The 23,910-nt window shown below is 75.9% G+C and carries 27 protein-coding genes; 9 read left to right on the top strand and 18 right to left on the bottom strand.

Going from position 1 to position 23,910, the window contains the following annotated elements; translation table 11 throughout:
- The first annotated feature begins 95 nt into the window (after positions 1–95).
- The gene (locus PHY01_RS19890; protein WP_141280589.1) at positions 96–764 is read left to right on the top strand and encodes a TetR/AcrR family transcriptional regulator; all 669 of its coding nucleotides are present in this window, start codon (positions 96–98) and stop codon (positions 762–764) included.
- Here PHY01_RS19890 and PHY01_RS19885 read toward each other — a convergent pair.
- Positions 736–1,476: an SDR family NAD(P)-dependent oxidoreductase gene (locus PHY01_RS19885; protein WP_141280587.1), complete on the bottom strand. Its 741-nt coding sequence runs from the start codon at positions 1,474–1,476 to the stop codon at positions 736–738. The genes PHY01_RS19890 and PHY01_RS19885 overlap by 29 nt on opposite strands.
- Before the next feature lie 112 nt (positions 1,477–1,588).
- Here PHY01_RS19885 and PHY01_RS19880 point away from each other — a divergent pair, with 112 nt between their 5' ends.
- Positions 1,589–2,401, top strand: coding sequence for an enoyl-CoA hydratase/isomerase family protein (locus PHY01_RS19880; RefSeq protein WP_246086020.1), 813 nt, complete (start codon positions 1,589–1,591; stop codon positions 2,399–2,401).
- Between the two features lie 4 nt (positions 2,402–2,405).
- Here the strand turns inward: PHY01_RS19880 and PHY01_RS19875 are convergent, their stop codons facing one another.
- Positions 2,406–2,885 (bottom strand): SRPBCC family protein, encoded by a 480-nt coding sequence (locus PHY01_RS19875; protein WP_141280585.1) that lies wholly within the window; start codon positions 2,883–2,885, stop codon positions 2,406–2,408.
- Positions 2,882–3,247 carry an ArsR/SmtB family transcription factor gene (locus tag PHY01_RS19870; RefSeq protein WP_174824140.1) on the bottom strand — a complete coding sequence of 122 codons (366 nt, stop codon included), beginning with the start codon at positions 3,245–3,247 and terminating at the stop codon, positions 2,882–2,884. The genes PHY01_RS19875 and PHY01_RS19870 overlap by 4 nt, the downstream gene beginning before the upstream one ends.
- 142 nt (positions 3,248–3,389) lie before the next feature.
- Here PHY01_RS19870 and PHY01_RS19865 point away from each other — a divergent pair, with 142 nt between their 5' ends.
- Positions 3,390–4,532, top strand: a complete 1,143-nt coding sequence (locus tag PHY01_RS19865; RefSeq protein ID WP_246086019.1) for a GTP-binding protein — start codon at positions 3,390–3,392, stop codon at positions 4,530–4,532.
- On the opposite strand, the gene PHY01_RS19860 is transcribed toward PHY01_RS19865, so the two are convergent.
- The 7 genes from PHY01_RS19860 to PHY01_RS19830 all read right to left on the bottom strand — a co-directional run bounded on the left by PHY01_RS19860 (position 4,533) and on the right by PHY01_RS19830 (position 10,962).
- Positions 4,533–5,045 carry a hypothetical protein gene (locus PHY01_RS19860; protein WP_141280579.1) on the bottom strand — a complete coding sequence of 171 codons (513 nt, stop codon included), beginning with the start codon at positions 5,043–5,045 and terminating at the stop codon, positions 4,533–4,535.
- Positions 5,042–6,286 carry a hypothetical protein gene (locus tag PHY01_RS27190; protein ID WP_218030243.1) on the bottom strand — a complete coding sequence of 415 codons (1,245 nt, stop codon included), beginning with the start codon at positions 6,284–6,286 and terminating at the stop codon, positions 5,042–5,044. Before PHY01_RS27190 ends, PHY01_RS19860 begins: the two co-directional genes overlap by 4 nt.
- Before the next feature lie 70 nt (positions 6,287–6,356).
- Positions 6,357–7,037, bottom strand: coding sequence for an ABC transporter ATP-binding protein (locus PHY01_RS19850; RefSeq protein WP_170183895.1), 681 nt, complete (start codon positions 7,035–7,037; stop codon positions 6,357–6,359).
- A gap of 192 nt (positions 7,038–7,229) precedes the next feature.
- On the bottom strand, positions 7,230–7,724 hold the full coding sequence (locus PHY01_RS19845) for a hypothetical protein (protein WP_141280575.1): 495 nt from the start codon (positions 7,722–7,724) through the stop codon (positions 7,230–7,232).
- Positions 7,725–7,785: 61 nt separating this feature from the next.
- Positions 7,786–8,430, bottom strand: a complete 645-nt coding sequence (locus PHY01_RS19840; RefSeq protein ID WP_170183894.1) for a DUF5134 domain-containing protein — start codon at positions 8,428–8,430, stop codon at positions 7,786–7,788.
- Between the two features lie 67 nt (positions 8,431–8,497).
- Complete coding sequence (locus PHY01_RS19835) at positions 8,498–10,762, bottom strand: heavy metal translocating P-type ATPase (protein ID WP_370467416.1); 2,265 nt, start codon at positions 10,760–10,762, stop codon at positions 8,498–8,500.
- Positions 10,759–10,962 carry a hypothetical protein gene (locus PHY01_RS19830; RefSeq protein ID WP_141280571.1) on the bottom strand — a complete coding sequence of 68 codons (204 nt, stop codon included), beginning with the start codon at positions 10,960–10,962 and terminating at the stop codon, positions 10,759–10,761. Before PHY01_RS19830 ends, PHY01_RS19835 begins: the two co-directional genes overlap by 4 nt.
- 334 nt (positions 10,963–11,296) lie before the next feature.
- Here PHY01_RS19830 and PHY01_RS19825 point away from each other — a divergent pair, with 334 nt between their 5' ends.
- From PHY01_RS19825 to PHY01_RS19815, 3 genes are read left to right on the top strand one after another with little or no spacing between them, the layout of a single operon-like run.
- On the top strand, positions 11,297–12,901 hold the full coding sequence (locus tag PHY01_RS19825) for an ATP-binding SpoIIE family protein phosphatase (protein WP_141280569.1): 1,605 nt from the start codon (positions 11,297–11,299) through the stop codon (positions 12,899–12,901).
- Positions 12,898–13,239 carry an STAS domain-containing protein gene (locus PHY01_RS19820; RefSeq protein ID WP_246086018.1) on the top strand — a complete coding sequence of 114 codons (342 nt, stop codon included), beginning with the start codon at positions 12,898–12,900 and terminating at the stop codon, positions 13,237–13,239. The genes PHY01_RS19825 and PHY01_RS19820 overlap by 4 nt, the downstream gene beginning before the upstream one ends.
- Before the next feature lie 38 nt (positions 13,240–13,277).
- Positions 13,278–14,093 (top strand): 2-keto-4-pentenoate hydratase, encoded by an 816-nt coding sequence (locus PHY01_RS19815; RefSeq protein WP_141280567.1) that lies wholly within the window; start codon positions 13,278–13,280, stop codon positions 14,091–14,093.
- Here PHY01_RS19815 and cobF read toward each other — a convergent pair.
- Positions 14,077–14,847, bottom strand: a complete 771-nt coding sequence (gene cobF, locus PHY01_RS19810; protein WP_141280565.1) for a precorrin-6A synthase (deacetylating) — start codon at positions 14,845–14,847, stop codon at positions 14,077–14,079. The genes PHY01_RS19815 and cobF overlap by 17 nt on opposite strands.
- Positions 14,796–15,590 (bottom strand): cobalt-precorrin-6A reductase, encoded by a 795-nt coding sequence (locus PHY01_RS19805; RefSeq protein WP_141280563.1) that lies wholly within the window; start codon positions 15,588–15,590, stop codon positions 14,796–14,798. The genes cobF and PHY01_RS19805 overlap by 52 nt, the downstream gene beginning before the upstream one ends.
- Positions 15,591–15,670: 80 nt before the next feature.
- On the opposite strand from PHY01_RS19805, the gene PHY01_RS19800 reads away from it, so the two are divergent.
- Both PHY01_RS19800 and PHY01_RS19795 read left to right on the top strand, forming a co-directional pair.
- Complete coding sequence (locus PHY01_RS19800) at positions 15,671–16,156, top strand: peroxiredoxin (protein ID WP_141280561.1); 486 nt, start codon at positions 15,671–15,673, stop codon at positions 16,154–16,156.
- A gap of 75 nt (positions 16,157–16,231) precedes the next feature.
- Positions 16,232–18,076, top strand: coding sequence for an AAA-type ATPase lid domain-containing protein (locus PHY01_RS19795; protein WP_141280559.1), 1,845 nt, complete (start codon positions 16,232–16,234; stop codon positions 18,074–18,076).
- Positions 18,077–18,097: 21 nt separating this feature from the next.
- Here PHY01_RS19795 and PHY01_RS19790 read toward each other — a convergent pair whose 3' ends face one another.
- The 5 genes from PHY01_RS19790 to PHY01_RS19770 form a co-directional block, all read right to left on the bottom strand.
- Complete coding sequence (locus PHY01_RS19790; protein ID WP_141280557.1) at positions 18,098–19,141, bottom strand: alcohol dehydrogenase catalytic domain-containing protein; 1,044 nt, start codon at positions 19,139–19,141, stop codon at positions 18,098–18,100.
- A gap of 155 nt (positions 19,142–19,296) precedes the next feature.
- A complete protein-coding gene (gene bluB / locus PHY01_RS19785) occupies positions 19,297–19,923 on the bottom strand; it encodes a 5,6-dimethylbenzimidazole synthase (RefSeq protein WP_141280555.1) in 627 nt (208 codons plus the stop codon).
- Between the two features lie 11 nt (positions 19,924–19,934).
- A complete protein-coding gene (locus tag PHY01_RS19780) occupies positions 19,935–21,116 on the bottom strand; it encodes an MFS transporter (protein ID WP_141280553.1) in 1,182 nt (393 codons plus the stop codon).
- A 2-nt stretch (positions 21,117–21,118) separates the two neighbouring features.
- Positions 21,119–21,889 (bottom strand): GntR family transcriptional regulator, encoded by a 771-nt coding sequence (locus PHY01_RS19775; RefSeq protein WP_141280551.1) that lies wholly within the window; start codon positions 21,887–21,889, stop codon positions 21,119–21,121.
- Between the two features lie 204 nt (positions 21,890–22,093).
- Complete coding sequence (locus PHY01_RS19770) at positions 22,094–22,471, bottom strand: hypothetical protein (protein WP_141280549.1); 378 nt, start codon at positions 22,469–22,471, stop codon at positions 22,094–22,096.
- Positions 22,472–22,519: 48 nt separating this feature from the next.
- On the opposite strand from PHY01_RS19770, the gene PHY01_RS19765 reads away from it, so the two are divergent.
- Positions 22,520–22,768 (top strand): type B 50S ribosomal protein L31, encoded by a 249-nt coding sequence (locus PHY01_RS19765; RefSeq protein WP_141280547.1) that lies wholly within the window; start codon positions 22,520–22,522, stop codon positions 22,766–22,768.
- Positions 22,769–22,949: 181 nt separating this feature from the next.
- On the opposite strand, the gene PHY01_RS19760 is transcribed toward PHY01_RS19765, so the two are convergent.
- Entirely contained in the window at positions 22,950–23,852 is a 903-nt protein-coding gene (locus tag PHY01_RS19760) for a metallophosphoesterase family protein (protein WP_218030251.1), read from the bottom strand.
- Positions 23,853–23,910 lie beyond the last annotated feature (58 nt).

Genomic DNA, 23,910 nt, shown 5'->3' with positions numbered 1-23,910 from the left:
GCGTCTCTGCCCAGGAGGACGCGCCGAGGGCCGTCCGGGTTACACCCGCCGAACTCCCAACCGTGCGGTCGACTTCATGGATGTAGGGTCGATCGGTGCCGAGCGAACCGAGGACCGCCCCGCGGGCGTCGGGCCGGGTCGCGCGCCGGCGGGACCGCCGCAAGGCCGAGATCGTCCGCACGGCGGCGCTGCTGCTGTCCGAGCGCGGCTACCAGGGCACGAGCCTGGAGGAGGTGGCCGAGCGGACCGACATCGCCAAGGCCACGCTCTACCACTACTTCTCCGGCAAGGACGAGCTGGTGGCGGCGGCGCTGGAGGCGCTGACCGTGCTGGTCAACGACCACCTCGAACGCGAGCTCGACCGCGTGGCGGGCGAGAGCGCGGACGACCGGATCCGGGTGCTGATCCGCGAGCAGGTCCGGATCCTCACCGACACCGCGCCCGAGGTCGCGACGGTGTTCTCCTGGCCGAACACCTGGCCCGGGTCCTTCGAGCCGGTCATCAAGGACAGCCGTCGCCGGCACGACGCGATCTTCCGCCGGGTCGTCGAGGCCGGCATCGCCGCGGGCGAGTTCGACTGCCCCGACGCCGACGTGGCGCTGCAGTGCCTGCACGGGGTGCTCAACCAGTCGTCGCTGTGGATCCGCCCGTCGCTGCCCCCGGAGCGCCGGGCCGAGCTGCGCGAGCTGGTCGTCGAGACCGCGGCGCGGATGCTGAGCTCCCGTGGCGCGGGGGTCAGCCCGCCATCGTCAGGCCGCCGCTGACGCTGAGCACCTGCCCGGTGACGAAGTCCGAGCGGTGCGAGGCGAAGAACAGCACCGCGTCGGCGATCTCCTCGGGGGTGGCCAGGCGGCGGAACGGGATCGCCCGCACCAGCCCGTCGCGCACCTTCTCCGGCAGCGTCGCGAACAGCGGGGTGTCGGTCGGCCCGGGACACACGCAGTTGACGTTGATCCGGTGCCGCGCCATCTCCCGGGCCAGCGACTTCGTGAACGCGATCAGGCCGCCCTTGGTGCCGGAGTAGACCGTCTCCCCCAGGCTGCCGACCCGGCCCGCGTCGCTGGCGATGTTGACGATCTTGGCGGTGCGCCCCGCGGCCAGGATCGGCTCCAGGAACGCGTGCGTGAGCCGGACCGGGCCGAGGAAGTTGACCGTCGTCAAGGCCTCCCACAGCGCGTCGTCGTTCTGCATGAACGGCTCGACCCGGTCGAACCCCGCCGCGTTCACGACGACGTCGGGCAGGCCGTGCGCCGCGACGACCTCGTCGCGCAGCGCGAGGATCGCCGCGGGTTCCGCCAGGTCGACCCGGTGCGCCGTGGACGCTCCGCCGATGGCGCGCACGGTCTCGGCCAGCCCCTCGGCGTCCCGGTCCACCGCGGCCACCGTCGCCCCGGCCGTCGCCAGCCCGGCCGCGATCGCGCGGCCGATGCCGGACGCCGCGCCGGTCACCAGCGCGACCTTGTTCCCGAGATCCACCGGACGCCCCCACCTCTCCGTCGTCGAGCCGCCGACGCTACCGACCCGGCCCCGATTTGTTCAACCAGACGGTCGGTATTCGGTCGCCCTGGTCGGCCCACCGTAGGTGTGGTTGACTCCGCCGGTGCGCTTCGAGGACTACGAGCAGCTGACGTTCACCCGCCGCGAGCACGGCGTCCTGCTGATCACGATCGACCGGCCGGAGAAGTACAACGCCGCCGACGAGGGGATGCACGCCGAGCTGGCCCGCGTCTGGCGCGACGTCGACGCCGACCCCGAGACCTCCGTCGCCGTCATCACCGGGGCGGGCAAGGCCTTCTCCGCGGGCGGTGACCTGGCGTGGGTCGAGCGGATGGCCGGCGACTACGACCGGGTCCAGGCCATGCTCAAGGAGGCGGGCGAGCTCGTCTACAACATCATCGACTGCGAGAAGCCGATCGTCTCCGCGATCAACGGCGTCGCCGTCGGGGCCGGCACCGTGGTCGCCCTGCTCGCCGACGTCGCGATCGCCGCGGAGGACGCGAGGATCGGCGACGGGCACGTGCGGCTCGGCGTCGCCGCGGGCGACCACGCCGCCATCATCTGGCCGCTGCTCGCGGGCATGGCCAAGGCCCGCTACTACCTGCTCACCGGCGAGATGGTCACCGGCGCGGAGGCCGAGCGCCTCGGCATGGTGGCCAAGGCGCTCCCCCGCGACGAGGTCCTCGACGAGGCGCTGCGCGTGGCCGAGGTGCTCGCCACGGGGTCGCGCTCGGCGATCCGGCTGACCAAGAAGGCGCTCAACAACTGGCTGCGCGCGGCCGGGCCGACCTTCGACCAGTCGCTGGCCTACGAGGCGCTGACGTTCATGGGCCCCGACGTCGTCGAGGGCCACACCGCGCTGCGCGAGAAGCGGGCGCCGCGCTTCCCCTCCGCGGCGCCCTGATCCCTCACAGCTCCGCGACGAGGGCGTCGAGCTTGGCGTAGCCCTGCTCGACGCCGGTCTCCATGCCGCTGGCCAGCCACTGGTCGCGGCCCTCGATGCTGTCGACGAGCGACTGGGCCTCCAGCCGGGTCCGGCCGTCGCCCAGGTCGGTGAACCGCAGCGTCTCCAGCGCGACGCCGTCGGGCTGGCCGTCGAAGGTGAAGGTCTGCACGATGCGGTCGGGGCCGACCTCGTGGAAGCTGCCGTGGAAGCCGTACTCCTGCCCGTCGCGCGCGGCGACGTAGCGCCAGCGCCCGCCGGTGGTGGCGTCCCAGTCCAGGATCGTGGTCGCCATGCCGTCGGGGCCGATCCAGCGGGCGAACAGCTCGGGATCGGTGTGGGCCCGCATCAGCTGCGCCGGGGTGGCGTCGAACTCGCGGGTGATCCGGATGATCGGCAGGGTCGGGTCGGCCTCGATGGTGACCGCGTACCGGGTGGTGCTCATGATGCTGCTCCTCGTGATCGTCGTGGGTCGTGCCCGTCCTCGCCCATCTCGGCGAGGACGTCGTCGAGGCGCTCGTAGCGCGCCTGCGCCTGGCGGCGGTACCGCTCGATCCAGGCCGTCATCAGGTCCAGGACGTCCGCCTCCAGGTGGCACGGGCGCCGCTGGGCGTCGCGGGTCTGGCTGACCAGGCCGACGTCGGTGAGCACCCGGATGTGCTTGGACACCGCCTGGACGGACACGTCGTAGGGCGCGGCCAGGTCCCCGACGGTGGCGTCGCCCGCGGCGAGCCGGGCGACGATGTCGCGCCGCGTGGGATCGGCGAGGGCGGCGAACACCCGGGAGAGCTGGTCGTCGTCGGCCACGGTCACCTCCTTTCTCAACCAGTTGGTTGAGCAAGAGGCTAGCGACCACCCCTCCCGTCGTCAACCATCTGGTTGAACTCGGGCGGGAGGCATGCGCGTCGCCCTATTTGAACATCATGTTCAATCACGCTTGACTGGGCGGGTGACGACCGATCCCCGCCCGTCCGTGACGGTGCTGTCCGGCTTCCTCGGCGCCGGCAAGACCACGCTGCTCGACCACGTGCTGGCCAACCGCGAGGGCCGCCGGGTCGCCGTCGTCGTCAACGACATGAGCGAGGTCAACATCGACGCGGCGCTGCTGGCCGGCCAGGGGCACCTGGACCGGACCGAGGAGCGGCTGGTCGAGCTGACCAACGGCTGCATCTGCTGCACCCTGCGGGAGGACCTGCTGCAGACCGTGGGCGAGCTGGCCCGCACCGGGCGCTTCGACACGGTGCTGATCGAGTCCAGCGGCATCTCCGAGCCGATGCCGGTCGCGGCGACCTTCGAGTGGGTCTTCGACGACGGCACGAGCCTGTCCGACCACGCCCGCCTGGACACCATGGTCACCGTCGTCGACGCGGCCGGGTTCGTGGCCGAGCTCGTCGAGGGCGACGCGCTGGCCGAGCGCGGGCTGGAGGCCTCCGCCACCGACGAGCGGGCGATCTCCGACCTGCTCGTCGACCAGGTCGAGTTCGCCGACGTGCTCGTGGTCTCCAAGACCGACCTGGTCGACGACGGGCAGCTGGGCACGCTCGAGGCGCTGCTGCGCCGGCTGAACCCGGGGGCGCGGATGGTGCGGGCCCGGCGCGGGCGCGTCGACCTGGCCGAGATCCTCGACACCGGCCGCTACGACCCGATCACCGCCGCCACCCTGCCCGGCTGGGCCGCCGAGCTCGCCGGCAGCCACACCCCCGAGACCGAGGAGTACGGGATCGGCTCGGTGGTCTACCGGGCCGCCCGCCCGTTCCACCCGGCCCGCCTGCTGGCCGCCGTCGACGACTGGCCGGGGGTGCTGCGCAGCAAGGGCTTCTGCCGCATCGCCACCCGCCCCGACGTGCTCGCCGTGTGGTCGCAGGCCGGGCCCAACCTGACGTTCGAGCCGGGCGAGCTGATCGCCGACCGCGCCCCGGCCGGCCAGGAGCTCGTCGTCATCGGGACCGGGGTCACCCGGGACGAGACCTACCGCCGCCTCGACGCCGCACTGCTCACCGACGCGGAGGCCGCCGCCGGCCCCGACGTGTGGCGCACCTACCCCGACCCGCTGCCCGCCTGGGAGGTCGAGGACCACCACCACGTGGCGTGATCATCCCCGGCCGACCACGTCGTAGACCTCTGCGGCGGGCACCGCGAGCAGCCGGTCGGCCATCTCCTGCTTGAGCACCGCCAGGTGCGCGTCCTGCGCCGCGCTGCGCCCCGGCTGCCGGGACAGGGCGATGAACTCGTCGGTGACGAACCCGTCGCGGATCGCGACGGTCACCGCGCGGTCCCCGGCGCGGAAGCGGAACACGTAGCGCTCCAGGGTCGTCCCGCGCTCGACCATGGCCAGCGCCGGGTCGACGGTGTAGCGCCCCTCGGTGACCGCCCGGGTGACCAGCTCGACCCCGTCGCGGGCGCCGGGACCGGGGAAGGCGGTCTCCAGCCGGATCGCCCGGCGCTCCGGCACCCCGTCCGGGGCGAGCAGGGGCAGCGCCCGCTCCATCGCGGTGAACCCGTGCGCGACGCCGCCGGGGAACCCGGGCCCGTGGTAGCGCATCAGGTCCTCGACGCCGAACCGCAGCACCGTCCCCTGGTCGACGACGACCAGCGGCCCCCTCACCGGGCACTCCGCACGACCGCGCCGCCCAGCCACGGCAGGAACCCGTCGAGGAACCGCTCGGTGGCGGGCATGAAGTGGCCGCCGAAGTGGGTCAGCGGGTCCAGCGTGGAGACGACGAGCGTGCCCGGGGTGCTGACCCGGTCGACGTAGAGCAGCGCCTCCCCGCTGGGCAGCGCGACCAGGGTCTGCGCACCCGCGGGCGGGGTGAGCGCGCCGTGGTAGTGCCAGGTGCAGTCGCGCAGCGACAGGTGCTCGAACAGCGGGTGCTCCGGCGAGGGCGTGCGCAGGCCGAGGCCGGCGCCGGGTTCGAGCCACCACCAGAAGTTCGTCGGCCGCGGGTCGAAGCGGACCCCGGGCAGGAACTCCGGAAGCGGCTCCCCACCGGCGAACGCGACGATCGTGCCGCCCGCGTCGAGCAGCTCGTGCAGCCGGGGGGCCGCGGCGGTGAGCAGGCCGCGGTGCATCCGTTCCGGGAGGACCACCGCGTCGTACCCGGTGAGGTCGGTGCGGGCGAGGTCGGGCAGGTAGAGCAGGCCACCGGTGAGGTGGCGGGCGTACTGGGGCGTGGTGAGCGCGCGGTGGTGCGGGGCCGACCCGCTGTGGACGGCGGCCAGGCCGTGCCCGGTCCCGGTGCCCGGCGGGCCGTCCGCCGGGGCGGCCACCGGCGCCGAGGCGCCGCCGTCGCGTCGCCCCTGCGCCCGGGCCCACGCCACGAGCTGGCCGGGCACCCGGGCCGCGGGGGTGCCCGGCTCGCCGTGGGTGAACAGGTCGGCGGTGGTGTGCACGACGATCGTGCCCGCGGTGGAGACCTGGTCGACGTACGTGGCGGGCTCCCCGCCGGCCAGCCGGACCAGCACCTGCGCGCCCGGCGGCGGCGGGTGGTGGCCGCGGGCGAAGAACCCGGCGACGCCGCGGCGGAAGGTGAGGTCGTCGGGCCCCACCCCGTCGAAGATCGGGTGCGGGGCGATCTCGGCGACCCGGTACGACGCGAGCGACGGCGGGTGCAACGGCACGAACCGCGACGCCCCGGGCAGCCAGTCCCGGTGCAGGTGCCCGCCGAACAGCAGCACCCCGCCGCCGTCGAGGTAGCCGCGGATCACCTCGCGGTGCCGGGCCAGGAACTCCTGGTCGGCCATGCCCGGCACCACGACGAGCCGGTACCGGCCCAGGTCGGTGACGGGCAGGCGGTAGAGGTCGATCCGGTCGCCGTCCACCGACGGTTCCGGGGACCGGACGTCCATGTCCAGCAGGGCGACATCGTGCAGTGACAGGTCAGGCGGTGACACGTCAACCATGGGGGGCGCTTCCTTATCATCGGCACGCCGCGACCAGCGCGGCCGTGTACTCGTGCTGCGGGGCGCTGAGCACGTCGTCGGTCGGGCCGTGCTCGACCACCCGGCCGGCCCGCATCACCACGGTGCGGGCGCAGGAGCGTGCGGCGAGCGCGAGGTCGTGGGTGATGTGCAGGACCGCCGTCCCACGCTGCGCGGCCAGCGCGCCGAGCAGGTCGACGAGGTCGCGGCGCAGCGACGCGTCCAGCATCGCCGTCGGCTCGTCGGCGAGCACCAGCCGCGGGCCGGTCACCAGTGCCCGGGCCAGCGCCACCCGCTGGCGCTCCCCGCCGGAGAGCTGGTGGACGTACCGGCGGTGCAGCCGCCCGGGTAGCTGCACCGCCGCCAGCGCCTCGGCGACCCGCTCTTCCCGCCCGCCGATCCGGTGGATCACCAGCGGCTCGGCGACGACGTCGGCCACCCGCAGGGTCGGGGGCAGCGCCGCGTAGGGATCCTGGAACACCAGGTGCAGGGCCCGCCTACGCCACCGGGCCTCCCGGCGCCGCAGCGTCGGCAGGTCGACCCCGTCGAGCAGGATCCGCCCACCCTCGGGGGCGACGAGCCCCGCGACCGCGCGCGCCACCGTCGACTTCCCGGCCCCGGACCCGCCGACCAGGGCCACCGTCTCCCCCGCCGCCACGTCGAGGTCGACCTCGCACACGGCCCGGACGCGCCCGGCCGCGGTCCGGAAGCCGACGGTCAGGCCCCTCGGCCGGTCGGCGTTAGGAGCTCCAGGGGGTGGCGCACCCGCAGGTGCGCCGGAGTGGGGGGACGCGGCGCGGCGCGCACGCGCGGGGGCCCCGCCGGACAGGGGCACGGCGGGGGCGGGCCGGGACGGACCCGGCCGGGTCGGTCAGGCCGGGCGCGCCGGGGGGCCGCGCAGCGCGCGGGAGTGGCGCAGCAGCAGGCCCGGGTGGCACGGACGGTCCGGGGACCGGACCGGGACCGGGGCGGGGCCGGTGACCGGCGCGCCGACGCCGGTGAGGCCGCGCCACCAGGCCGCGACCCGGCCCGACAGCCTGCGGGCCGCCGCCCACACCCGGCGCTCGCCCACCCGCAGGGCGGTCGCGCCCATCAGCGCGGCGAGCACGTGGGCGTACAGCATCAGGTCGTGCGGGAGCAGGCCCGTCGCGTCGTGGGGGTGCCCGGCGGACAGCGCCGCGTGCACGACCTGCCCCAGGACGAGCTGCGCGCCGGCGATGGTGAGCCAGCCCCGTTCCCGGCCGGTCAGCAACCACGCCGGGACGCCGGCCAGGACCAGGGCGAGCACCACCGGCCCCGTCGACACCACCCCACCGGCCAGGAGGTGCCCGGCCGTGCCGAGGGCGGTGGCGAGCGCCGCGGGCACGACCGCGCGCAGGCCGCGGCGCGGTGGCCGGGGGGACGGGCCGGCGGTGGGTACGGCCGGGCTAGGCCATGCCGAGCAGCATGACGAGCATCGCGACGCTCATCACGACGTGGGCCACGACCTGCGGGGAGACCCGGACGGCGGCCCGCTCGACGACGGCGACCGGCGCACCCGCGGCCGGGACGTCGGCGGCCGGGACGTCGGCGGCCGGGACGTCGGCGGCCGGGACGTCGGCGGACCGGTGCGTCGCGTGCCGGACCAGATCGGTGGCGTACCAGGCCGCGAACACCAGGGCGAGGACGGTGACCAGCAGGGCACCGGAACCGCCGGACGCGGCGTGGTGGGCGTGCTCGGGATCGACCGGGCCCGCGGACGTCGCGGCGTGGTCGTGCCCCACGAGCAGCATGAACAGCATCGCGGCCGCCCCGACGACGAGGGCTCCCGCCGGGCCGCCGACGGTGCCGGCGCGCAGCGCCTCGGCGCCGAACCACGCACCGGAGACGACGAAGAGCGCCACCCACGCCGCGTGCGGGACGGGATCGAGCGCCGGCAGGAACATCGCCGCCATGCCGAGACCCATCGCCGCGTGGGCCAGTGCGGTCACGGCCGGGGCACGCCGGACGGCGAGCAGGGCCAGGTACCCGGCGCCGGCGAGCAGGCAGGCCAGACCGAACGGGACGTTCCACCAGGTCAGGTCCGGTCCCATGTCGACTCCCCGCCGGCCTCGGTGTCCCACGATCCCGGGAAGGGTAACCATGCGTGTTCGGGGATGGCTATACGGTCACCGGGTAGGGGCACGGCCGGAACCTCCTCAGGCACAGGCTGTTGCCCACGACGAACACCGAGCTCAGCGCCATCGCCGCTCCCGCCAGCATCGGGTTGAGCAGGCCCGCGGCGGCCACCGGCAACGCCGCGACGTTGTAGGCGAACGCCCAGCCCAGGTTGCCCCGGATCGTCGCGTGCGTCCGGCGGCACAGCCGCAGGGCGTCGACGGCGGCGGTCGGGTCGGCCCGCACCAGCGTGACGTCGCAGGCGTGCAGCGCGACGTCGGCCCCGCTGCCCATGGCGATCCCGACGTCGGCCTGCGCGAGCGCGGGCGCGTCGTTCACCCCGTCCCCGACGACCGCCACCACGTGCCCGTGCTCCTGCAGCCGGCGCACGGCCGCGGCCTTGTCGGTGGGCAGCGCGTCGGCGACGACGGCGTCGATCCCGACCTGCGCGGCCACCGACCGGGCCACGGCCTCGCCGTCACCGGTGAGCAGCACGGGATCCAGCCCGAGGCGGCGCAGCCCGGCGACGGCGGCCGCGGCGGTGGGCCGCACGGTGTCGGCGACGGCGAACACCGCCCGGGCCCGGCCGTCCCGGGCGAGCACGGCCACGCTGGCGCCCTCCCGTTGTGCTCCGGCCACCGCGTCCCGTACCTCCGGGGGCAGCTCCACACCCCGCTCGACCAGCAGCGCGACCCGCCCGAACAGGACCTCCCGGCCGTCGACGGTGCCGGTGACACCGAGCCCGTCCAGCGCCACGGGGTCGCGCACGTCGGGCAGCGTCCGACCGGCGGCGTGGGCCACGACGGCCCGCGCCACCGGATGGGCCGACGCCGACTCCAGCGCCGCCGCGACGGCCAGCACCTCCTCCGTGTCCTCCCCGGCCGCGGGCGACACCCGGGTCACCCGCATCTCCCCGGAGGTGAGGGTGCCGGTCTTGTCCAGCAGCACGGTGTCGACGCGGCGCACGGTCTCGAGCACCTGCGGCCCGGTCACCAGGATCCCCAGCTGCGCCCCGCGGCCCGTGCCGACCAGCAGCGCCGTGGGGGTGGCGAGACCCAGCGCGCACGGGCAGGCCACGACCAGCACGGCGACCGCGGCACCGAGCGCCCCCACCGTGGACGCCCCCGCCCCGGACCAGAACCCGGCCGTCGCCGCGGCGAGCACCAGCACCGCGGGCACGAACCAGGCGCAGATCCGGTCGGCGAGGCGGGCCACCGCGGCGGTACCGGCCTGGGCCCGCTCGACCAGCGCCGCCATCTGCGCCACCTGCCTGTCGGCTCCCACGCGGGTGGCCCGCACGACCAGCCGACCACCCGCGTTCAGGGTCCCGCCGGACACCTCGTCGCCGGGCCCGACCTCCCGGGGCAGGGACTCCCCCGTGATCGGGCTGGTGTCCAGCGCCGACACACCGTCCTCGACGACCCCGTCGACGGCGACCCGCTCGCCGGGACGCACGACGATCCGGTCGCCGACCGCGAGCCGGTCGGCCGGCACCCGTTCCTCCCGCCCGTCACGCAGCAGTGCCGCGTCGGAGGCGGCGAGGGCCACCAGACCGCGCAGGGCCGCCCCGGAGCGGCGGCGGGCGCGGGCCTCGGCGTGGCGACCGGCCAGGACCAGCGTGGTGACGGTGGCGGCCACCTCGAGGTAGACCGCGCCGGTGCCGTCGGACCAGACCGGGGCCGCACCGAGGGTGTGGGTGTGGCCGGGGAACCCGGCGGAGCCGAGGAACAGCGCGTGCAGCGACCAGCCGAACGACGCGACGACACCGGTGGAGACCAGCGTGTCCATCGTCGAGGTGCCGTGGCGCAGGTTGCGCAGGGCCGCGCGGTGCAGGGGCCACGCCCCCCACACCGCCACCGGCGCGGCGAGCACCAGGCTGGCCCACTGCCAGTGCGTGAACTGCCACGGCGGGACCATCGCGAGCAGCAGCACGGGCACCGTCAGCGCGGCACAGACCCGGACCCGGTCGCGCAGCGCGCGCAGCTCCGGGTCGGGCCGGTCCTGCTCGTCGGGGGCGGCCGGTCCGGCCGGCGGGGCGGGCGACGCCGCCGTGTACCCCGCCTTCTCGATGACGGCGACCAGGTCGGCCACCGCGACCGTGGCCGGATGGTCGACCGCCACCCGCCCGGTCGCGTAGTTCACCTCGGCACCGACGCCGTCGAGGCGGCGCAGCACGCGCTCGACCCGGCGCGCGCACGCACCGCAGGTCATGCCGCCGACCTCGAGATCGGTCCGGACCGGCGGGGCGGTGGAGACCTCCGCGGTCAATGCCCCTCCCCCGCCCCGTGTCCCGCGGGGCCGAAGACCGACGGGGTGGGGAGGTCGGGCACCGGGAGCGGGGGGTTCGCGACCCGCCCCACCCCCCAGCCGGCCCCGGCGACCAGCGCGAGCAGCGCGAGGAACGCGCCCAGCCGGGCGGGGGCGGTCAGCGGATGCGGGCCGGCCGGGTCCGTGGCGGTGTCGGGCACGCGAGGAACCGTAGGAACCGTCCCGCGCCCGGGTTGCCGGGCTGAGAGGGGCCCACGACCTGTGGCCCGGGGCGTGCGCCCGGCGGCGCCCGGCTGGTCCACCCGGCGCAGCGGGAGCCGCCACACGGACCGGCCGGCTCTCAGGTACGGGCCCGGGACACCGTTCCCCGGAGCCGGCCCGCCGGTCACCGACGGGTGCGCGCGGGCGCCCGGCAGCACGCCCCGGCCGCGGGTGGGCACCGCACCGACCTTCCGCGATCGGACGTACGCGGACCGTGACGACGGCGGCCGTTCGGCGGAGCAGCCGGGCCCGGATAGTCCGTAGGCTCCGCGGGTGCTCGCGGACGATCCGGTCGCCCTCCTCGACGGGCGGCTCGACGTCCTCGGCGCACCCTCTTCCGGAACCGGGAACACCGTCGAGGACCTGCTCTCCGACGTGCTCGACACGGTCCTCGGCCTGATGGCCGCCGACACCGCGGCGGTGCTGCTGCTGGACCCGTCGGGCCGGTTCCTCGTGGCCGCGGCGGCGCGCGGGCTGGAGGCCGAGGTCCGGCAGGGCGCCCGGGTGGCGCTCGGCACGGGCTTCGCGGGCCGGGTGGCCGCGCAGCGGCGGTCGATCGTCGTCGACGAGGTGTCGCCGTCGACGGTGGTCAACCCCGTCCTGATCGCGGCCGGGGTCCGGGCGCTCGTCGGCGTCCCCCTGCTGGCCGGACCCGAGCTGCTCGGCGTGCTGCACGTCGGCGCCCGCGGGGAGCGGCGCTTCGACGACGCCGACGCCGCCCTGCTGCAGGCCGCCGCCGACCGGGTGGCGCCCGCACTGCGCATCCGCGCCCGGCAGGCCGACCGCGTCGCCGCGCAGGCCCTGCACCGCAGCCTCTGGCCCGCGGCCCTGCCGGCCGTGCCCGGTCTCGACCTCGCCGCGCGGTACGTGCCGGCCGGCGCCGGGGGCGCCAGCGGCGACTGGTACGACGTGCTCACCGTGCCCACCGGTGCCGTCTGGCTGGTGATGGGCGACGTCGCGGGGCACGGGCTGCCCGCCGCCGTCGCCATGGGCCGGCTGCGCAGTGCGCTGCGCGCCTACGCCCTGGAGACCGACGACCCGGCGGAGCTGTTGCGCCGCCTCGACCGCCAGGTCCGCCACTTCGACCCGGGGGTGATGGCCACCGTGCTCTGCGCCGTGGTCGACCCCTCCTGCGGGCGGATGAGCCTGTCCAGCGCCGGGCACCCGCCGCCCGTGGTCACCGTGGGGTCGGGTCCGGCCGCCACCGTCGAGGTGCCGGCCGACCTGCCACTGGGTGTCGGCGGGGAACGGCCCCGCCGGACCGCCTCGCTGCTGCTGACCCGCGGCGCCACCGTCTGCCTCTACACCGACGGCCTCGTCGAACGCCGCGGACGGTCGCTCGACGACGGCCTGGGGATCCTGCGCCGGACGTTGCGCTCCGGGCCCGCCGAGGAGGTGTGCGCCGCGGTGATGGCCGCGCTGGTGGGCGACGTGGCGGCCGACGACGACATCGCCGTCCTGGTCGCCCGGCGCACCCCGGGCGGCGCACGGCCCGAGGACCTCGTGCTCGACGCCCCGGCGACGCCGCCGTCGCTGCAGCCGCTGCGGCAGGCGACCCGGATGTGGCTGGCCGACGCCCGCGTCGACCGCCGACGGGCCGCCGACGTGCTGCTCGCCGTCGGCGAGGCGCTGGCCAACGCCGTGGAGCACGCCTACGGGCCGCGTCGGGGCGGCGTGGCGCTGCGGATGCGGGCCGAGGAGTCCGGGATCGTCGCCGAGGTGCGCGACACGGGTCGCTGGCGCGCCCCCCGCGGGCAGCGGCGCGGTCGCGGGCTCACGCTCCTCGACGCCCTGTCCGACGAGGTCCGCATCGACCGGACCGACGACGGCACCACCGTCGTGCTGCGCTGGAACGTCCCGGACCGGAGCGGCCGGTGACGACGGCCACGGTGACACCGCTGGGCACGGCGGACGGGGTGTGCACGCTGGCCGTCGCCGGGGAGGTCGACCTGGCCAACGCCGCCGAGGTCGAGGACCGGATCCTCGACCACACCGCGAACGACCTCGTCGGTGTGGTGCTCGACCTCGACGGCCTGGACTACCTCGACAGCACCGGCCTGCGGCTGCTGTTCACCCTGGCCGCGCGCCTGGAGATCTCGCAGATCGGCCTGGAGCTGGTCGTCACCGCCGGGTCACCGGTCCGCCGGGCCCTGGAGATCACCGGCATGACCCGGATGGTGTCGCTGCGACCGCCCGGCGAGCCGGGACCGACGTGAGCCCGGCGGGCGGCCGCGGCCCGTGTGAGACTGCGGTCGTGACGGGCCCCGGAGGCGACCACGACCCCGCCCGCGGGCAGGCCGCCCTGCTGCACCGGGCCCATCTGGCCGGTGAGCTCCTGGACGCCGCCGAACACGCCGTCGCGGCCACCATGGACCAGGCCTACGCCGTGCAGGAGCAGCTGACGGCCCTGCGGCTGGCGCAGGGCCGCCGCGTGATCGGGCACAAGCTGGGCTACACCTCCGCGGCCATGCGGGCGCAGATGGGCGTCGCCGAGCCGAACTCGGGCCCCCTGTTCGACGACATGCTCCTCGACGGGACCGCGTCGGGTTTCGTGCAGCCCCGCGTCGAACCGGAGATCGGCGTGGTGCTGGGCCGCGACCTGTGCGCCGCCGACCTGCGCGGTGACGGGGACGGGGACGATCCGGACGGGGATCTGGAACGGGTGGCCGCCGCGGTCGCCGAGGTGCGCCCCTGCCTGGAGGTCGTCGACTCGGTGTGGCGGGACTACCGGTTCGACATCACGCAGAACACCGCCGACGGGTCGTCGGCCGCCGGGGTCGTGGTCGGGCCCCCGCTGGACGTGGCCCCGATCGACTGCCTGCACACCCCGGTCCGGTTGTCCCGCGACGGTGTCGAGGTCGCCGCCGCCACCGGCGCGGCCGCCGGTGGGCACCCGCTCGCCGGCGTCGTCTGGCTCTGCGACCGGCTCGCGCGCAGCGGCCGGGGCCTGGCCGCCGGGGACCTGGTCATCACCGGTGGCCTCACGGCCGCCGTGCCGTTGCCCGTGGGCGGCACGGTCTCCGCGGTCTTCGACGGGCGGACGACGGTGCGGGTCACCCGGGACCGGTGACGTCCCGCCTGCGGCGCAACAGGTAGGTGTCCATGATCCAGCCCTTGCGCCCGCGGTGTTCGGCGAACAGCGCGACGATCTCGTCGCGCACCGCGTGCAGGTCGCCGTGGACGAGCAGCTCGTCGGGCGTGCCGAGGTAGGCGCCCCAGTAGATGTCGAGGTCGCGGTCGGGCAGGTCGGCGAAGGCGTTGCCCGCGTCGAGCATCACCACCACGTCGTCGACGTCGGCCGGCATGCCCCCGGCGGCGAGGCGGCGTCCGGTGGTGACCAGGAACGGCGAGCCGACCCGGTTGAGGATCAGCCGGTGGCGCGCGGCGAGCACCTGCACGCTGCTGATCCCCGGGACCGACACGACCTCGATCGGCGTGTGCCGCGCGATGCTGTCCAGGATGCGCAGCGTGCCGTCGTAGAGCGCCGGGTCGCCCCACACGAGCAGCCCGCCTACGCCGCCGTCGGGGAGCTCGGTCTCGATCATCTCCGCGTACAGCGCCTCGCGGCGGCCCTGCCAGTCGACGACGGCGTCGGCGTAGGCGGTCGCGCGCCGGTCGCGCGGCGGGTCGGGCGCGACGACGACGCGGTGCGGGCGGGTGACGTGGCGGCGCAGCAGCTCGGCCCGCAGGCCCGCGAGGTCGGACTTCGCCTCGCCCTTGTCGATGGTGAAGAACACCTCGACCCGGTTCATCGCGGCGATCGCCGCCAGCGTCAGGTGTTCCGGGTCGCCCGCACCGATGCCGATGACGTAGACGGTGCGCACCGCGCGACCGTATCCCGGACCCGCTCCAGCGCCGCCGCCACGGTCTCGACGACCTCCACCCCGGGCGGGACGGGAGGGCGGGTCACCATCAGCACCGGGACCCCGAGCTCGCGCGCCGCCGTCAGCTTGGCCGCGGGCCCGCCGCTGTCCTTGGTGACCAGTACGTCGATCGCGTGCGCGCGCAGCAGCGCCCGCTCGCCCTCGACGGTGAACGGGCCGCGCCCCAGCACCACGTGCATCCGCCGCGGCGCGGGCGGCTCCGGCGGGTCGACCGAGCGGACCAGGAACCACCGGTCCGAGGCGGCGAACGCGGCGAGCCCGCCGCGGCCGGTGGTGAGGAAGGCGCGCTCGCCCAGGCCCGGGAGCAGGTCGGCGGCGGCGTCGAGCGAGGCGGCGGGCGTCCAGTCGTCGCCGGGCCCGGGGGTCCAGCCGGGGCGGCGCAGCACCAGCAGCGGCACCCCCGCGGCGGCCGTGGCCGCGGCGGCGTGGGCGCTCATCCGTGCGGCGAAGGGGTGCGTGGCGTCGACGACGGCGACGGTGCCGCGCCCGGCCAGCCAGCCCGCGAGCGCGTCGGGGCCGCCGAAACCGCCGATCCGGACCTCCCCCGGCGGCCGGGCGGGCGCGCGCACCCGCCCGGCCAGCGACGACACGACGTGCACCCCGGGCTCGTCGACGAGCGCGGCCGCGAGCCGGCGCGCCTCGGCGGTGCCGCCCAGGACCAGCACGTTCCGGTCGCCGTCCACGCGACCATCCTCACCCGGACGGGCGCCGCGCGCCGCATCCGGACATGATGATCGCCGTACCCCACAACCCAGGAGGACCCGTGACGCTGTCCAGCGGCGACCGCATTCCCGAGACGACCCTGATGGCGATGACCCCGGACGGGCCCGCCCCGGTGAGCAGCACCGACGCGCTCGGCACGGGCACCGTCGTCCTGTTCGGCGTCCCCGGCGCGTTCACCCCCGCCTGCTCGGACTTCCACCTGCCCGGCTACGTCCTGCGGGCCGACGAGCTGCGCGCCAAGGGCGTCGACACGATCGCCTGCGTCGCGGTCAACGACGCCTTCGTGCTGCGCGCCTGGGGCGAGTCGGTGGGCAACGACGGCAAGGTCGTCATGCTCGGTGACGGCAACGCCGAGTTCGCCACCGCGGCCGGCCTGGTCCTCGACGGCACCGGCTTCGGCCTGGGCACGCGCTCGCAGCGTTTCGCCGCCGTCCTGCGCGACGGCGTCGTGAGCGACCTGTGGGTGGAGCCCGTGCCCACCGGGGTCACCGTCAGCTCGGTGGAGTCGGTGCTCGAGAAGCTCTGACGGCGTCCGGGTGGTGCCGGGGCCGCGTCTCATTGCCGGACACGCGACCCCCGGATCCGACCCTATGCTCGGCCGGTGGCGACGCGGGCGGTCGAGCTGGAGGCGGCGCGGCGGTCGTTCCTCGCCGGGACCGCGCGTGCCCCCGGCCCCGAGCTGCTCGCCCCGTCGGTGGCCGCGTCGTGGGAGCGTTCGCGCTCCCACGACGTCGACCCGGAGCGGGTCACGGCGCACTTCCTCGGCCACCAGCGCGACGTCCCGCGGCTGGTCACCTGCGCGGGCGACGTGCTCGACGCGTTCACCGCGGAGCATCCCGGGGCGGGCTGCTCGGTCGTGCTGCTCGACCCGGCCGGTGTGGTGCGCGCCCGCCGCGACTGCGACCGCGCGCTGGCCCGGCTGCTCGACGAGGTGCTGCTGGTGCCCGGGTACGGCTACGGCGAGCGGGCCGTCGGCACCACCGCGGCGGCGGTCGCGCTGCACGACCGGGCCGACACCGCCGTCGACGGGGCCGAGCACTTCCACTCCCGGCTCACCTGCCTGGCCGGCGCCGCGGCCGTCGTCACCGACCCGCACACCGGCGGCACCGCCGGTGTCCTCTCGGTGCTGTGCCACCAGACCGACCGGACCCCGCTGGCGCTGCCGCTGGCCCGGACGCTGGCCGACCGCGTCACCGAGGCGGTGGCGGGTGAGCCGCACCGGGTGACGCGGGCGATCCTCGACCGCTTCGCCGCCGAGCACGCGGGCGGCGGGGCCTGGGTGCTGGCCACCGACGGCGACTACGTCGTCACCAACGGCCCCGCCCGGCAGCTCCCGGCCGCCGACCAGCGGGTGCTCAGCGACCTGCTGCTGGCCAGCCTGGTGCTCGCCGACTTCACGACCCGGCACGTCGACCTGCCCTCGGGGCGGTGCGCGGAGGTCGGGGTGCGGCCGGTGCACCTGGGCGGGGCGTCGGTGGGCTGCGTGCTGACCGGCGCGCCGGCCGGCGAGCCCGCGGTCGCCCGGCCGCCGGAGAGCGTGCGCCGGCAGGGATCGCACGTCGCGCCCACCACGCGGCGCGACTACGCGCAGGACCTGCGCGTCACGCGGCACGAGCACGCGCAGGCCCGCATCCGGGCCAACCGCGAGCTGCTCTCGCCGTACCTGCGGGCGCGCCAGGAGGTCGTCGCCAGCATCCGGCAGGGCCGCAACCACCTGCTCATCGGCGAGCCCGGGGTCGGCAAGCGCACGCTGCTCGTCGAGCAGTTCCGCGCGGCGTACCCGGCGGGGCGGGTGGTCACCGTCGACGGGGAGACCTACGCGGGCGACGCCGGGCCGGACCTGGCCCCCGACGGCCGCCCGACCCTGGTGCTGCTGGCCGCGATGAACCTGCTGACCCCGGTCGGGGCCCGCCGGCTCGACGAGGCCCTGCGCCCGCTCGTCGCGCTGGCGGAGGCGCCGCTGGTCGTCGGCTGCGTCGACACCCCGGCCGTCGACGCCACCCGCCCGTACGGCCTGCTGCTGCGCCACTTCCACGAGGTCACCCGCGTGCCCGCGCTGCGCTACCGGGCCGACGAGATCGGCGAGATCGCGCTGGCGGTGCTGCGGCGGCTGTCCGGGCGGCGGTCGCTGCGGCTGAGCCTGCAGGTCGTCCGGGTGCTGGAGGGCTACGCCTGGCCGGGCAACGTCAGCGAGCTGGAGGACGTCCTGCGCTACGTCGTGGCGCGCAAGCCCGTCGGGGAGATCCAGGCGCGTGACCTGCCGCAGCTGTGCTTCCAGGGCCGCAGCCGCAGGATGTCGATGCTGGAGGCCGCGCAGTGCGACGCGGTGATCCAGGCGCTCTACGAGTGCAACGGCAACCGCTACAAGGCCGCGGCGATGCTGGGCATCGCCCGGTCCTCGCTCTACCGCAAGATCGACGCGTTCGGCATCAGCTACATCGCCTGACGCCGAACGCGCCCCACCCGACTACGGGGTGATGATCACCTTGAGGGCGGAGTTGGCCGCGGCGTTCTTGAACACGTCGTAGGCCTCGTCCATCTGGTCGAAGGTGAACGTGTGGGTGCCCATCTTCTCCGCCGGGATCCGCCCGCTGCCCACCATCTTCAGCAGCGTCGGGATGGAGACGGTGTCCACCAGGCCCATCGTCATCGTGACGTTCTGGATCCACATGTCCTGCATCGGCAGCTCCACCGGGGTGCCGTGCACGCCGATGTTGGCGATCGTGCCGCCCGGGCGCACCAGCGACGCCGCGGTGAGCAGCGTCTCCGGGTAGCCGACGGCCTCGATCGAGACGTCGACGCCGAGCCCGTCGGTGAGCGCGATGACGTCGGCGACGGTGCCCGGCCCGACCTCGACGGCGTCGGTCGCCCCGAACTCCAGCGCCTTCTCCAGCCGGAACTTGTTGGAGTCGACGGCGATGACCTTGGACGCGCCCCACAGCCCGGTCGTGAGGATCGCCGACAGCCCGACCGCCCCCGCGCCGACGACGGCGACCGTGTCGCCGGGGCGCACGTTGCCCGCGAGCACGCCGACCTCGTAGCCGGTGGGCAGCGAGTCGGCCAGGAAGATGGCCTGCTCGTTGGTGACCGAGTCGGGCACGAGGTACAGCGAGGTGTCGGCGTAGGGCACCCGGACCAGCTCGGCCTGGGTGCCGTCGATGAGGTGGCCGAAGATCCACCCGATGCCGCCGACGGTCTGGCAGTGCGACGGGATGCCGCGCTGGCAGTACTCGCAGCGCCCGCACTTGGTGATGGCCGGGACGAGCACGCGGTCACCCACCGCGAAGCCCTTCACGGCGTCACCGATCGCCGTGACGGTGCCGACGGCCTCGTGCCCGAGGATGCGCCCGTCGGTCACGGCGGCGACGTCGCCCTGCAGGATGTGCAGGTCGGTGCCGCAGATCGTCGTGGTGTCGACCCGCACCACCACGTCGGTGGGGTCCTGGACCACCGCGTCCGGGACGTCCTCCCAGGCCTTGTTCCCCGGGCCGTGGTAGACGAGAGCCTTCATCAGTAACCTCCGTTGGTCGACCGGTACGGTCGACCGTAGGTGGCCCCGGTCACGTCACACTGTCGCGAAATCGGACCATCGCCCGCGCACCCCGGCCCGCCGGGCACGCCGGTGTCCCGGCCCCGGGACACCCCGGCCGGCGGGTGACGACCGGCTCAGGACCCGAACCGCTCCCGGTGCACCGCCTCGGCCAGCGGGCGCCGCGCCCGCCAGCGGTGCCGCTCCAGGTCCGGGACCTCCTCCAGGTGGCTGACCGGCCCGACGCACAGCCACGCGACCGGCCGCAGCCGCTCGGGGATGCCGAGCAGCTCGCGCAGGAACGGCTCGCGGAAGAACGACACCCAGCCGACCCCCAGGCCCTCCGCCGTCGCGGCCAGCCACAGGTTCTGCACGGCCAGGCAGGTGGAGTACAGCAGCGTGTCGGGGATGGTGTCCGCGCCCAGGACGTGCGGTCCGCCGCGGCCCGGGTCGTTGGTGACGACGATCCCGGCCGCCGCCCCGAGGACGCCCTGCACCGTGATCGGGCCGAACCGCTCGGCCCGCTCCCCGTCGAGACCCTCGGCGAACGCCCGGCGCTGCTGGGCGACGTGCTCGGCGAACCGCGAGCGGACGGCGCGGTCGCGCACCACCACGAAGTCCCACGGCTGGGTCAGGCCGACGCTCGGGGCCCGGTGGGCGGCGTCGAGCACCCGCCACAGCACGTCGTCGTCGAGCGGCTCGTCGACGAACTCGGTGCGGACGTCGCGGCGCCGGGCGATCACGTCGTACAGGTCGCGGGACACGGACCGCGACGCTACCGGGCGGTGCGCGGCACGCTGCCCACCGCGCACCCCGCCGCGACCAGGGCCACCGCGGCGAGCACGACGAACACCGCCGGGTAGCCGCCGAGCACGTCGGCCAGCGCGGCGCCCGCCCACGGGGCCAGTGCCGTCGCCAGCACCACCGGCGCGGACAGGATGCCGCCGAGGCGCCCGTAGTGCGTGGCGCCCCACCGGTCGCTGACGGCGGTGGCCTGGAACAGCGTGAGCACGCCGCGGGCGGTCCCGGCCAGCACCGCGACGGCGACGAGCAGCGGCGTCGGGCCGGGCACGGCGGCCATGAGCGCTGTCGTCGCCGCCGTCGCCAGCAGGATGACGACCCCGCGGCCCCGCACCGACGTCGACCGCTGGAGCCACCCGTACCCGAGCCGCCCCGCCGTCTGCCCCAGCCCGCCCAGGCCCAGCGCCCAGGCCGCCTCGCCCGTCGTCAGCCCGCGCTCGACGAGCAGCGGCACCTGGTTGACGATCACCGCGAACGCCGTGAACGACCCCAGCCCGACGGCCAGCACGACCAGCACGAACGGTCGGCTGCGCGCGATGGCCCCCGGGTCGTCGTGGGCGGGGTGCGCGGCCGGGTCGGGCCCGGGCCAGGGCCCGCGCAGCCCGAACAGGTGCGCCGGCACCGTCGTCACCCCCAGCACGACGGCGAGCACCAGGTAGGTGCGGCGCCAGTCCGAGGACTCCACCAGCGCCGCGGTGAGCGGGGCGAAGATGGCGCTCGCGAAGCCGGCGAGCAGCGTGACGGCCGTCAGCGCGGTGACCCGGCGCGGCCCCCACCAGCGCGCGAGCGCGGCGAACGCGGGCGGGTAGAGCGTGCCGGCCATCGCGAGCCCGGCGAGCACCCAGGCCGCGAAGAACCACGGCAGCGTCGGGGCGGTGGCGATGCCGACGAGCGCCGGCACGCCGAGCAGCGACCCCGCCGTCATCACGGCGCGCGGGCCGTGCCGGTCGATCCACCGCCCGACCGGGATGCCGGCCAGCGCCGACACGACGAGCCCCGTCGAGAACGCCGCGGTGACGGTGGCCAGCGACCAGCCGGTCTCGGCCGTGATCGACGAGGCCAGCACGGGGAAGGCGTAGTAGAGGATCCCCCAGCTGATCACCTCGGTGGCGCACAGGACGACCAGGACGCGGCGCAGACCCGCCGGGGAGAGCACGCTCAGCGGGCGAGCCCGAGCCGGTAGCCGCCGCGGGAGGAGAAGTCGGAGGTGACGCTGAACCGGTCGCCGCGCACCAGCGTGTGCCGCCACTCCACCGGCTCGGTCCCCAGCAGGCCGAGGCGCTCGATCGCGAACGCCGCGACGTCCGGGCCGACGGCGAGCAGGTCGCGCTCGGCCGCGCTGGGGACGACGGCCCGGATGTCCTCGCGACCCCCGGTCAGGGTGACGCCGCAGGACCGCGCGAGCTCGGTGTAGAGCGCGGTGTGGGTGAGGTCGACGTCGAGCAGCGGGGCGGCGATGCGCTCGGGCAGCCAGACCCGGTCGACGGCCAGCGGCGAGGTCCCGGCCATGCGCAGCCGCTCCAGGTACACCAGCGGCGTCGACTCCTCCAGCTGCAGCCGCGCCGCGATCACCCCGTCGGCGCGCACCTCCAGGGTGCGCACGACGCTGCGCTGGCTCAGCCCGGCCGCCTCCACCGAGGAGAACAGGCTGTAGAGGGCGCCGAGGGGCTGGCGGATCTCCGTGGGCTCGGCCAGCCGCGGCGACCGCCCCCGCCCGGCCACCACCGTGCCCTCGTCGCGCAGCCGCCGCAGCGCCTCGCGCACCGTGTGCCGGCTGACGCCGTACTCCCCCACCAGCGCCAGCTCGCCGGGGAAGGCGTCGGCGAACTCGCCCGTGTCGAGCCGTCGCCGCAGGTCGGCGAGGAGCTGGGCCCACAACGGCTCGGCGCGGGCACGGTCGAGTGCGGCCGCTCCGGTCATGGGTGCCATCCCACCACGCCGGCCCCCGGGTGTCGCGGCCCGCTCGCGTCCGGCGCCGGCCCGCCGCCCGCCCCGCCGGCCCGCCCCGCCCCGCGCGGCCCCACCCCACCCGCCCCGCCCCGCGCGGCGCCCCGCCCGCCTTCGTTGCAGTGGGGTGGCTTCACTGCAACCGGGTTGCAGTGGAGCCACCCCACTGCAACGCGGGGGCCGGGGTCAGCCCCGGCGCGCGGCGGCGCGGCGGGCGGCGTCGAGCAGGTGCGGCGGGAGCAGGCGCGCGTCGAGGTCCCCGGCGCGCAGCCACTGCGCGAACGCGGCGACGTCAGCCGTGGTGCGCAGCGGGCCGACGGCGACCGCGCCGGAGACGGGCCGGCGTTCCTCGTCGCAGGGCTGGACGACGACCACCGGCGCGACGGGGCGGGCCGCGCACGCGGTGCCCAGCAGGCACCCCGCGCTGACCAGCACGCCGTGCGAGCTCGCCCGCACGATCGCGCGCAGCTCGTCGACGAGCTCGGCCCCGACCGTCGCCGGGTCGCCCACCCCGCAGCCGGCCGAGACGCAGGACAGGGCCGTGAACCCGGAACAGGACTCCATACCTGTACGTTGATGCACACGACAATCGTTGTCAACAAAGGAGTCGTCGTGCGACCGCACATCCACCCCGCCTACGGCCCGGTCGTCTACCAGGACCAGTCCACCGGCGACCGGTTCCTCACCCGCTCCACCGCCACCTCCCGGGAGACCGTCGTCTGGACCGACGGCAACACCTACCCGCTGGTGACGATCGACGTCACCGCCTACTCCCACCCCTTCTGGACGGGCGGGGCGCGCGTGCTCGACGCCGCGGGCCAGGTCGAGAAGTTCCACCGGCGCTACGGCAGGCGGGGGTAGAGACTGGGTGCCGTGCGCCGGAGCCGGGCGGTGGTCGTCACCGACATGCGGGAGCCGCTCACGGTCGTCCACCGCAGGCTGATCCGCCGGCGCACGGCGCTGATGGCCGTGTGGATCGCGGGCTGGGTCGCCACCGGGTTCGTGTACGAGACGGGCTGGCTGGCGATCGCGATCCTGGTCGTCACCGGGCCGGGGGCGTGGCTGCTGACGTGGTGGTGGTTCCGGGATCCGGGAGGGTCGCGGGTGCCGGCAGGACCTGGCGCGGCACCGGGTCGGCGCGCCCTCGACGCTCCGCCCGGGCCTTCCACTCCCGCGGGTAGCCCAGCGACGCCTCTACGAAGCGGACGCCGTCCTCCACCGTGACGCGCGGGATGTGCAGGTGCCCGTAGACCACCGCCCGCGCGCGGTAGCGCACGTGCCAGTCGGCGGTGGCGGTCGTGCCGCACCACAGGGCGAACTCCGGGTGGCGCAGCACCCGCGTGGGCAGCCGGGTCAGCGGCCAGTGGTTCACCAGCACCGTGGGCAGCGCCGGGTCGACGGCGTCCAGGCGGGCGCGCGACTCCTGCACCCGCGCGGCACACCAGGCCGCGCGGTCCGGGTACGGGTCGGGGTGCAGCAGGAACTCGTCGGTGCAGACCACCCCCGCCGAGCGCGCGATGGCCAGGCCCTCCTGCGGGGTCGTCGCGCCGTCGGGCAGGAACGAGTAGTCGAACAGCAGGAACAGCGGCGCGACGACGACCGGCCCGCCCGGCCCCGTCCACACCGGGAACGGGTCCTGCGGGGTGTCGACGCCCAGCGCGCGGCACTCCCGGACCAGCCGCTCGTAGCGGGCGACCCCGCGCAGCGGCTCCGCCTCCTTCGCGCGCGTCCACAGCTCGTGGTTGCCGGGCACCCAGATCACCCGGGCCCACCGGCTGCGCAGCAGCGCCAGGGTGCGGACGACGTCCTCGACCTGCTCGGCGACGTCGCCCGCGACGACCAGCCAGTCGTCGCCGGACTCCGGGCGGAGGTCCTCGGCGACCGCGCGGTTGTCGGGATGGCGCACGTGCAGGTCACTGACCGCCCACAGCTTCACCGGCCCGATCCTCTCACCCGGCGCTGGCACGACCGGGGTTACCGGCGGTAGGTTCGGCGGAGGTTAC

This window comes from Pseudonocardia hydrocarbonoxydans (assembly GCF_006539565.1).
Lineage (GTDB): Bacteria > Actinomycetota > Actinomycetes > Mycobacteriales > Pseudonocardiaceae > Pseudonocardia > Pseudonocardia hydrocarbonoxydans.
This window is presented reverse-complemented; position numbering and strand designations above follow the sequence as displayed.

Bases quoted from the DNA above. Each gene is read 5' to 3' on its own strand.
- PHY01_RS19875 (WP_141280585.1), bottom strand. From the start codon at position 2,885: ATGAGCACCACCCGGTACGCGGTCACCATCGAGGCCGACCCGACCCTG.
- PHY01_RS27190 (WP_218030243.1), bottom strand. From the start codon at position 6,286: ATGGACGTCCGGTCCCCGGAACCGTCGGTGGACGGCGACCGGATCGAC.
- PHY01_RS19840 (WP_170183894.1), bottom strand. From the start codon at position 8,430: ATGGGACCGGACCTGACCTGGTGGAACGTCCCGTTCGGTCTGGCCTGC.
- PHY01_RS19790 (WP_141280557.1), bottom strand. From the start codon at position 19,141: ATGAAGGCTCTCGTCTACCACGGCCCGGGGAACAAGGCCTGGGAGGAC.
- PHY01_RS19775 (WP_141280551.1), bottom strand. From the start codon at position 21,889: ATGGCACCCATGACCGGAGCGGCCGCACTCGACCGTGCCCGCGCCGAG.
- PHY01_RS19770 (WP_141280549.1), bottom strand. From the start codon at position 22,471: ATGGAGTCCTGTTCCGGGTTCACGGCCCTGTCCTGCGTCTCGGCCGGC.